Source organism: Desulfonauticus submarinus (assembly GCF_900104045.1).
In the GTDB taxonomy this organism is placed as follows: Bacteria; Desulfobacterota; Desulfovibrionia; order Desulfovibrionales; family Desulfonatronovibrionaceae; genus Desulfonauticus; species Desulfonauticus submarinus.
The window spans coordinates 478,659-487,317 of sequence record NZ_FNIN01000001.1; the positions used below are offsets into that span (position 1 = coordinate 478,659).

Sequence of the window (8,659 nt, forward strand, 5' to 3'; positions counted from 1 at the left end):
CCCCCTTAACGATAACTCACAAGCCTTAAAAATTCTTGCTCATTTATTATCTTTGTCCCAAATTGTTTTGCTTTTTGGAGTTTACTCCCTGGCTTTTCTCCCACAACTAAAAAATCTGTTTTTTTAGAAATAGAACTACTTACTCTTCCTCCTAAATCTTCAATTATTTTTTTTGCCTGTTCTCTAGAAAAGTGTTTAAGACTGCCAGTTAATACAAAAATTTTACCTTCTAATGGACGAAACTCATTATCTTTCTCTTTAACCTTTATAGGAAAAACTCCTAATTTTTTCAACTCTAACAAAAGTTTTTTATTCTCTTCTAATTTAAAAAATAAAACAATAGATCTTGCAACCTCAGGGCCAATATCCCTCAATTTACATAATTCTTCTTCTGAAGCCTTACTCAATTCTTCTAATGAACTATAATTCTTAGCTAAAATCTTTGCTGTTTGTTCACCAACATGCCTAATACCTAAAGCAAAAATCAATTTTTCTAATGTTATTTTATGCTTTGCCTTTGCTATTGAATTTATAATATTCTGAGCCAACTTTTCCCCCATTCTGGGTAAAGAAAGCAAATCTTGTTTTCTAAGTTTAAATAAGTCTGAAGGAGATTTGACTAATCCATTTTCAATAAAAATTGGGATCCATTTTTTACCAATGCCTTCAATATCTACACCTTTTTTGGAAACAAAATGAATAAGACTAGCCTCCAAACGAGCAGGACAAGATAAATTCACACAACGTATAGCCACTTCACTCCCAATTCGTTCTAATTTGCTCCCACATACAGGACAATGAGTAGGGAAAATAATATCTTTTTCTCTACCTGTTCTTTTTTCCACAAGAGGCCGAACTATCTCGGGTATAACATCTCCTGCTCTTTGCACAATAACATGATCATATATCTTTAATCCTTTTGCCTTAATCTCACTTTCATTATGCAATGTTGCCCTTGAAACAGTTGCTCCTCCTATATTTACAGGTTCCAAAACTGCAACAGGTGTAATTACTCCTGTGCGACCAACTTGAAAAACAACATCTTTTAAAACAGTTTCAGCTTGATGGGCAGGAAATTTTAAAGCCAAAGCAAATCTAGGAAATCTTGCAGTATAACCTAATTTCTCTTGAAAATCTAAGTTATTTACTTTTATTACCAAGCCATCTATCTCAAAAGGCAAATTTTCCCTTTTAATTTGAATTTCTTTAAAATAATTCTCTATTTCCTCAAAGTTTGTACACCTTTTTGCCTCTGGAACTACAGGTATGCCCATTTCTTTAAGGGCAAAATAAATATCCTCTTGAGTATTAAAACTAATATCTTCTAATTTACCCACTCCATAAGCAAAAAAGCGCAAAGGCCTTTTGGCTGTAATCTTTGGATCAAGCTGCCTTAAAGAACCTGCTGCAGCATTACGGGGATTGGCAAAAACTTTTTCTCCTTTAGCAACTTGATCATTATTCAATTTATAAAAATCTTTTTTAAATAAAACCACTTCTCCTCTAACTTCTAAATATACAGGAAAATCTCCGCGCAACTTAAGAGGCAAATTTTTAACAGTCTTTAAATTAGCTGTAATATCCTCTCCTATTTCTCCATCTCCTCTAGTTCCACCTGCAACAAACCTACCTTTAGAATAAACTAATTCTACGGCTAATCCATCTAGTTTTACTTCTACCCAATAATCAATATCTTTTTGTCTCAGTGTTTTTTCAATGCGTATACAAAACCCCTTTAATTCATCTAAAGAAAAGGCATTATCTAAACTATACATAGGTATAGAATGTCTAAATTCTTCAAACTTAGAAAGAGGCTTGCCCCCAATTTTTTGAGTAGGTGAAGCAGGATCTCTTAATTCAGGATATTTATCTTCTAACTCTAAAAGTTCTTTAAATAATCTATCATACTCTGCATCAGATATTTCAGGGTCATCTAATACATAGTAACGATAATTATGATATTCTATAATATTTCTAAGCTCTTCTACTCTTTTTTTAGCCCATAAAGGAAACGGCATTTACAAAATCTCCTCTATACGCTTTAAATTATCTTTATTGCCAACTACAATTAATGTATCTCCAGCAGAAATAACAGTTTTGGGACCAGGATTAAAAATCATTTTTCCGTCTGCCTTTTTTATTGCAATAATAATTAAATTATAACGAGGTCTAATTTCAGAATTAATCAAGTCCTTACCAACTAAAATGGAATTATCACTAATCACAAGTTCTTCCATTTGAAGATCTAAATGTTTTTCTAACAATGCTAATTCTAAAAAATCAGTAACTGTAGGTCTTAATACAACTTGCGCCATTCTTTTACCACCAATTACATATGGAGTAAGCACCCTATCAGCACCTGCAAACTCTAATTTTTGAATAGAATTCTCATGCTCAGCTCTAGCTATAATATTTAACTTAGGCACAAGTTGTCTTGCAGTAAGAGTGACATAAACATTTTGAGCTTCTTTACTTAAAGTAGTAATTAAGGCTTTTGCTTTTTTTAAATTAGCAGAAAGTAAAACTTGATCTGAAGTAGCATCTCCATGAATATATAAAATTCCTTCCATTTGTAATTCTTGAATAACCTGTTCATCTTGTTCTACAATTACTACAGGTAAACCTTCCTTTAAAATTTCTTTAGCTACTACAGAACCAATTCTACCATATCCACAAATAATAAAATGACCTTCTAATTTCTGAATAATTTTCTGCATTTTTCTCCTTCCAAGTAAATCTTGTAAATGTCCTTCCACTAAAAGTTGTGTAAAAGCTCCCATTAAAAATGCAAAATTACCTACACCCATAAAAATAAGAACAGAAGTTAACATCCTCGCCTTATGACTAAGTGGATGTACTTCCATAAAACCTACTGTGGAAAGAGTAATAATTACTTGATAAATACTTTCTCCTATTTCCCAGCCTTCTATATGCCAATAAATAAAAATACCAAAACAAAATACAAAACATAAACTAATAGTGCCTAAGGCTAGGGGAAAAAAATGGCCATATTTTACTTTCCAACGTAAATAACGGTTATTAAAAAATATTCTTTGATTCATATTTATTTCTTAATTATAAAAATAAAAAGTTAGATAAATTTTTATGTTCTTATTTGACCTTCTCCTAAAACAACAAATTTTGTTGTAGTAAGTTCTTTTATTCCCATTGGACCATATGCATGCAGCTTAGATGTAGAAATACCAATCTCTGCACCTAACCCAAATTCACCACCATCATTAAAACGAGTAGACGCATTAACAAAAACAGCAGAAGCATCAACCTCTTTTAAAAAACGCATAGCTCTAAAGTAATCTTTAGTTAAAATTGCTTCAGAATGATTAGATCCATATTTTTCTATATGTTTAAACGCCTCTTGCATAGAAGATACTATTTTTACAGCCAAATCAAGAGAAAGATATTCTTTTCCCCAATCTTCTTCTGTTGCAAGCTCACTTTTTTGGAAAATATTTTTACTTTTGGGACAAGCATGAAATATAACTCCTGCTTTTCCCAATTTTTCTTCTACCTTAGGCAAAAAAATCTCTGCAATATCTTTATGCACCAAAAGGCATTCCATTGCATTACATACCCCTGGACGTTGAACCTTGGCATTATAAACTATATCTAAAGACATATCTAAATCTGCATACTTATCTACATAAATATGGCATACCCCTTTATAATGCTTTAAAACAGGCATTTTTGCCTTTTTTACAACAGCACGAATCAATCCTTCTCCTCCGCGCGGAATAACTACATCTATAAACTCCTCTAATTCCAATAAATAATTAACAGCCTCCCTATCTGTTGTAGGTAAAGAAATAACACCATCTTCAGGTAAACCTGCCTTTTTTAAAGATTGTGCGATTAAAAAGCAAAGTATCTGATTAGAATAAAATGCTTCAGAACCTCCTCTCAAAATTACTGCATTACCTGCTTTTAAACACAAAATTGCAGCATCAATTGTAACATTTGGCCTAGATTCGTAAATTATAGCAATAACTCCTAAAGGAATACGCATTTTACCTACTCTAATACCACTAGGACGAACAACCATATCTTCTATTTTTCCCACAGGATCATCAAAACCAGCTACCTCTTTGCAGGCCGTTGCCATATCAGATATTGTTTTTTCAGTGATTCTAAGGCGTTCTATACGAGCAGCATCTAAACCATTTTTCTCTGCCATCTCTAAGTCTTTTCTATTCGCATCAAAAATATCTTGTTTTTTGGTTTCTAACATCTTTGCAAGTAAAAAAAGTGCCTCATTCTTCTGACTACTACTAATCTTTGCCAATTCTCTGGACGCGTTTTTACTTCTTTCTCCTATTTCTCTTATAACACCTTGTAACTCCATCTCTCCCCTCCCCTTTTAAAACTTTTTATTGTTTAACCCTAATAAGTTGTACAAAACAAAGCGAAATAAAACTTAAAACAGCTCCTCCAATAAAAGGAATTTTATAGTCATACATCCATAACATGCCCCCCAAAGCAGGTATAATAACAGCTACAATATGGTTAATAGTAAACCCTACGGCCATACTAGGAGCAATATCTTTAGGATCTGCGATCTTTTGAAAAAAAGATCTAATTGCTATAGCAAAATTAAAGAAAATATGATCTAAAATATACATTCCGCCTATTATCCATTTGTTATTAGAAAAAGCATAAACACAAAAAATAAAAATCAAAGAAAAATATTCTAAACTAAGTATTTTTCTTTCGCCAAACTTATTAATAGCCTTTCCAAGTAAAGGACTTACATAATAATTAATAATGTTATTTATCACAAAAAGTACAGATATTTCAAATATAGAGTAGTGAAATTTTTTAACTAAAAGAAAAACAGCAAAAGCTATAAAAATTTGGCGTCTAGCTCCAGCCAACAAAGTAAGGACATAAAAAAGCCAATACTTTGAGCGCAAAATCATTTTCTTGTGCTGAGGTGGCAAATTTTTATCAGAAGGATCTTGTAAAATTGCCCAAACTCCACCTACTATGGTTAACATGCCTAAAACTAAAAAAATTTGCTTATAATTTAACCAAAAGGCTAATAAAAATACAAAACCACCTGTAATAATGTTTACTAAAGAAGATATACCTTTTAGCCTGCCCATAACCAGAGGTGCTTGTTTTAAGTCAAAATACTGTAAAGTTAAAGATTGATTTAAAGTCTCATAATAATGAAAACCAAAAGACATCAAAATAGTACAAAAAATCAATCCATAAAAAGAAGGAAAAAATCCTGTTAAAGATATACCTACTCCCAAAACAATAACAGACAATGCTGCCAATTTGTGCTCTTTAAAAATAAACAACAAATAAATTACTAGTAAAGCTAAAAAACCAGGAACCTCTCTTACAGACTGTAATATTCCCATTTGTTGTCCATTTATTTGCACAATCTCTACTGCAAAATTATTTAATAATGTTCTCCATCCTTGAAATCCAAGTGTAGTAACCACAGTTAATACAAATAAAAACACATACATTTTACGCTGAGAATCTGACATTTATTACTCCAAAAATAATATTTTTTATTATTTTTAAGACTAGATAAACTTAAAACATAATTTAGCTCATAATTTATAAGCAAGCCATTAAAAACGATGAACTAAATAAATACCTACAAATATAAATATTATACCAAGTAATCTAAAGATACTAATAGGATGCACAGGAAATCCAAGTAATCCAAAATGGTCATATATCAAAGAAGCCATGACTTGGCCTGCCAAAACTAAGGCCATGAGAGTAATAGCGCCAACTTTTGGAGCTAAAATTACTGAAACCAATACAAAAAATGCCCCAAGTAAACCACCTGTCCAAGCCCACCAAGGCACACTTTTTATTTCTAGTATATTAGGTAAAGGAATTCTCAAAATCAAAATCAAAAAAATAAGGGCACAACTTCCCACCAAAAAAGATACAGCAGAGGCTAAGATAGGATGTCCAATCTTTGAGTCCAAAACACTATTTATCCCAGGTTGAGCAGCACCCAAAAAACCAGCTAAAATTCCTAAAATAAAATAAACCAACGTAGCTTTCATGATCTAAACTTTTTTTAAAAATCTTAAAAAATTTTGGCTATAAATTATCCCTAACACAACCAAACCTATTCCTATTATTTGCACACTATTCAATTTCTCATCCAACAAAAACCAACTCAAACCAATAGAAAAAACAGGTATTAAATTTGTAAAGGCAGAAGCTTTACTTGCTTCTAATCTACTTAAGCTAAAATTATATAAAGAATAAGCCAAAAAAGTAACCATAAAACCCAAATAAACAATGGAAACCACAGGCCAAAACTTTAGTTCAAGACTATTTATATCCCCAAACAATAACATAAAGGGCAGAAAAAATACTGCTCCAATAAATGCTTGAGCAAAAGCAAGAAAAAAAGGATGAAAAGTTGCGCTTAAGTACCTAGCTAAAATAATATAACCAGATGCAGTTATCATTGCTATAAATTCTAATAAATTACCTAAAAAAGGACTAGGACTATGCATATTAACATCACTTGCCATGGTCAGTAATACAACTCCTGATATAGCTAATAAAAAACCAAAAATTGTATTGAAATTAACTTTTTCTTTTAAAGTAAAACAAGCTAAAATTGCAACCATCAAAGGTAATGTAGAAACAATAAGAGATGCCTGCCCAGCAGAAGTGTATTTTAAAGCAAATCCTTCAAATAAAAAATAGAGACATGGTTCAAAAAAACACATTAAAAGTATAAGCTTAACCTGTTTAATAGATAAAGAAGTGGGTTTAATTCTAGACCATATAAAGATAAAAACAACACAGGCAATAAACATTCTAAAAAAAATAACTACAAAAGGAGAGTAAAAATTTACTGCTACTTTTAAGGCAACAAAAGAACTCCCCCATAAAAAAGTAGCACCAATCAGGCTTAAATATGCCCAAATAATTTTCATAAAAAAACCTCCTTAAAATAAATATCAATGAAGAAAAATAGAGGCAAGTAAAATAATTCTTTTAGAAAATTAACTATATGTGGAATTTAAAATAAGAGGATAACAAAAAGATGTATCCTACGGTCAAAACCATAAAACATTAGTAAAAAAAGTTGCCAAAAACAAAAAAAATCTATAGAACCAACTCGCTTTGCCCCCGTAGCTCAGGCGGATAGAGCACGGGATTCCTAATCCCGGTTAGCCCAGGTTCGAGTCCTGGCGGGGGCACCAGAAATATATATTTGATATAGAATTGCAAATTTCTTTATTTCTCCTATCTTCCCTCTCCTCGCAGAAATTCTCAAAAAAATAAATTATTTTTCTTTAATTAACTATTAAACAAAAACAACTTTCGCTCTTTAATCATAAAATTATAGATACAAACACATATTGTAATATCCTATATTTTAGGATTTAAATATTATCAACTAATATAATCGTATACAAAATAACTAACACCTAAAACTTTCTCCTTTCCCTTAAAACCAACCTGTTTACCAAGATATTGACAAATATTATTGACAATAAAAATAAAGTAAGTAGAAAATAATTGGCGGAGATTAAAGATAATAAATATGAATATGTTATGTTTTAGTAGGGTATAATAATTATGAACGTAACGATACTAACGGCGATTATAGGTGTCGTTGCAGGTGCAATAGGATGGTGGATTACAACATTTTGGATGCAACCTATTTTGAGATATAGAAATATTAAGTATAAAATATTAATGAATTTTATTTACTACGCACAGGTTATAAATGCTGATGAATTAAACAGTGATATGAAAAATCTTTATCGAGAAAGAGTTCTTGCCAATAGACAAACTTCTTCTGAATTAGCAGCAGCTATAGAGCAATTACCAGGTTGGTATAAGAAATGGTTAAGAATAAAGGGATATGATCCCCAAAAAGCTGCAAAAAATCTTATCGGTTTTTCGAATACCAAAGAATATGATCAATCAAACAGACTCGAAGGTTTAATTAGGAAGCAACTTGGATTACCACCAAAAACATAACAAATTGCTCCACCTGACCGCTATTCCGCTGCGCTCCATAGCGGCAGGTGAGCTTGGACGTTAGATTAATAAAAAGGAGAAAACAAAAAATGGAAGTAGAACTTCGAGATGAAGAAAAATTATTAGAAAAAATACGAGAACTACCATTGATATATAAAAAAGAACTAATGGATTTTATAGAATATTTGCAATTAAAAGCTCAAAGAAAAGAAACCCTATATTTAAGTGAGCAATCTCTATCAAAAGATTGGCTTCTTCCAGAGGAAGATGAAGCATGGAAAAATTTATAAAAGGAGATGTAGTGGTTATTCCTTTTCCTTTTTCTGATTTAAGCGGAAGCAAAAGAAGACCAGCATTAATAATTTCAAATTTAGAAGGATATGATTTAATTTTGTGTCAAATAACAAGTAAAAATATAAAAGATAAGTATGCAATAGACCTAAAAGATGATGACTTTGCAGCAGGAGGCTTAAGACAAGAAAGTAATATAAGACCTAATAAAATATTTACAGCAGATAAAGATATAATTTTATATAAAATAGGTAGTTTGAAAATTCATAAGCTGCAAGAAGTAATAAATAGAATTATAGAAATAATAAAGTAATCTAACAAGGCGGTCCAGCGGACTCGCTACTCGCTCGCCGCTGACCTTAGCGTT

General features: G+C 31.3%; 9 protein-coding genes and 1 tRNA gene. 4 read left to right on the forward strand and 6 right to left on the reverse strand.

Annotated elements, in window-relative coordinates:
• Nucleotides 1–5: 5 nt before the first annotated feature.
• From ligA to BLP60_RS02375, 6 genes are all read right to left on the reverse strand, one after another.
• A complete protein-coding gene (gene ligA / locus BLP60_RS02350) occupies nt 6–2,018 on the reverse strand; it encodes an NAD-dependent DNA ligase LigA (RefSeq protein ID WP_092062792.1) in 2,013 nt (670 codons plus the stop codon).
• Nucleotides 2,019–3,062 (reverse strand): potassium channel family protein, encoded by a 1,044-nt coding sequence (locus BLP60_RS02355; RefSeq protein WP_092062795.1) that lies wholly within the window; start codon nt 3,060–3,062, stop codon nt 2,019–2,021.
• A 41-nt stretch (nt 3,063–3,103) separates the two neighbouring features.
• Complete coding sequence (locus BLP60_RS02360; RefSeq protein ID WP_092062798.1) at nt 3,104–4,360, reverse strand: glutamate-5-semialdehyde dehydrogenase; 1,257 nt, start codon at nt 4,358–4,360, stop codon at nt 3,104–3,106.
• A 25-nt stretch (nt 4,361–4,385) separates the two neighbouring features.
• A complete protein-coding gene (locus BLP60_RS02365; RefSeq protein ID WP_092062801.1) occupies nt 4,386–5,516 on the reverse strand; it encodes an MFS transporter in 1,131 nt (376 codons plus the stop codon).
• An 87-nt stretch (nt 5,517–5,603) separates the two neighbouring features.
• Entirely contained in the window at nt 5,604–6,053 is a 450-nt protein-coding gene (locus BLP60_RS02370) for a DMT family transporter (RefSeq protein WP_092062804.1), read from the reverse strand.
• A 3-nt stretch (nt 6,054–6,056) separates the two neighbouring features.
• Nucleotides 6,057–6,944, reverse strand: a complete 888-nt coding sequence (locus tag BLP60_RS02375) for a DMT family transporter (RefSeq protein WP_200779095.1) — start codon at nt 6,942–6,944, stop codon at nt 6,057–6,059.
• 192 nt (nt 6,945–7,136) lie between these two features.
• On the opposite strand from BLP60_RS02375, the gene BLP60_RS02380 reads away from it, so the two are divergent.
• The 4 genes from BLP60_RS02380 to BLP60_RS02395 all read left to right on the forward strand — a co-directional run bounded on the left by BLP60_RS02380 (nt 7,137) and on the right by BLP60_RS02395 (nt 8,605).
• A tRNA-Arg gene (locus BLP60_RS02380) sits at nt 7,137–7,214 on the forward strand.
• 379 nt (nt 7,215–7,593) lie between these two features.
• Entirely contained in the window at nt 7,594–8,001 is a 408-nt protein-coding gene (locus BLP60_RS02385) for a hypothetical protein (protein ID WP_092062807.1), read from the forward strand.
• 89 nt (nt 8,002–8,090) lie between these two features.
• Nucleotides 8,091–8,291 carry a DUF2281 domain-containing protein gene (locus BLP60_RS02390; protein ID WP_092062824.1) on the forward strand — a complete coding sequence of 67 codons (201 nt, stop codon included), beginning with the start codon at nt 8,091–8,093 and terminating at the stop codon, nt 8,289–8,291.
• Complete coding sequence (locus BLP60_RS02395; protein ID WP_092062827.1) at nt 8,276–8,605, forward strand: type II toxin-antitoxin system PemK/MazF family toxin; 330 nt, start codon at nt 8,276–8,278, stop codon at nt 8,603–8,605. The genes BLP60_RS02390 and BLP60_RS02395 overlap by 16 nt, the downstream gene beginning before the upstream one ends.
• Nucleotides 8,606–8,659 lie beyond the last annotated feature (54 nt).

Coding starts and splice junctions, on each gene's coding strand:
- BLP60_RS02365 (WP_092062801.1), bottom strand. CDS start 5,516: ATGTCAGATTCTCAGCGTAAAATGTATGTGTTTTTATTTGTATTAACT.
- BLP60_RS02390 (WP_092062824.1), top strand. CDS start 8,091: ATGGAAGTAGAACTTCGAGATGAAGAAAAATTATTAGAAAAAATACGA.
- BLP60_RS02360 (WP_092062798.1), bottom strand. CDS start 4,360: ATGGAGTTACAAGGTGTTATAAGAGAAATAGGAGAAAGAAGTAAAAAC.
- BLP60_RS02395 (WP_092062827.1), top strand. CDS start 8,276: ATGGAAAAATTTATAAAAGGAGATGTAGTGGTTATTCCTTTTCCTTTT.
- BLP60_RS02355 (WP_092062795.1), bottom strand. CDS start 3,062: ATGAATCAAAGAATATTTTTTAATAACCGTTATTTACGTTGGAAAGTA.
- BLP60_RS02375 (WP_200779095.1), bottom strand. CDS start 6,944: ATGAAAATTATTTGGGCATATTTAAGCCTGATTGGTGCTACTTTTTTA.
- ligA (WP_092062792.1), bottom strand. CDS start 2,018: ATGCCGTTTCCTTTATGGGCTAAAAAAAGAGTAGAAGAGCTTAGAAAT.
- BLP60_RS02370 (WP_092062804.1), bottom strand. CDS start 6,053: ATGAAAGCTACGTTGGTTTATTTTATTTTAGGAATTTTAGCTGGTTTT.
- BLP60_RS02385 (WP_092062807.1), top strand. CDS start 7,594: ATGAACGTAACGATACTAACGGCGATTATAGGTGTCGTTGCAGGTGCA.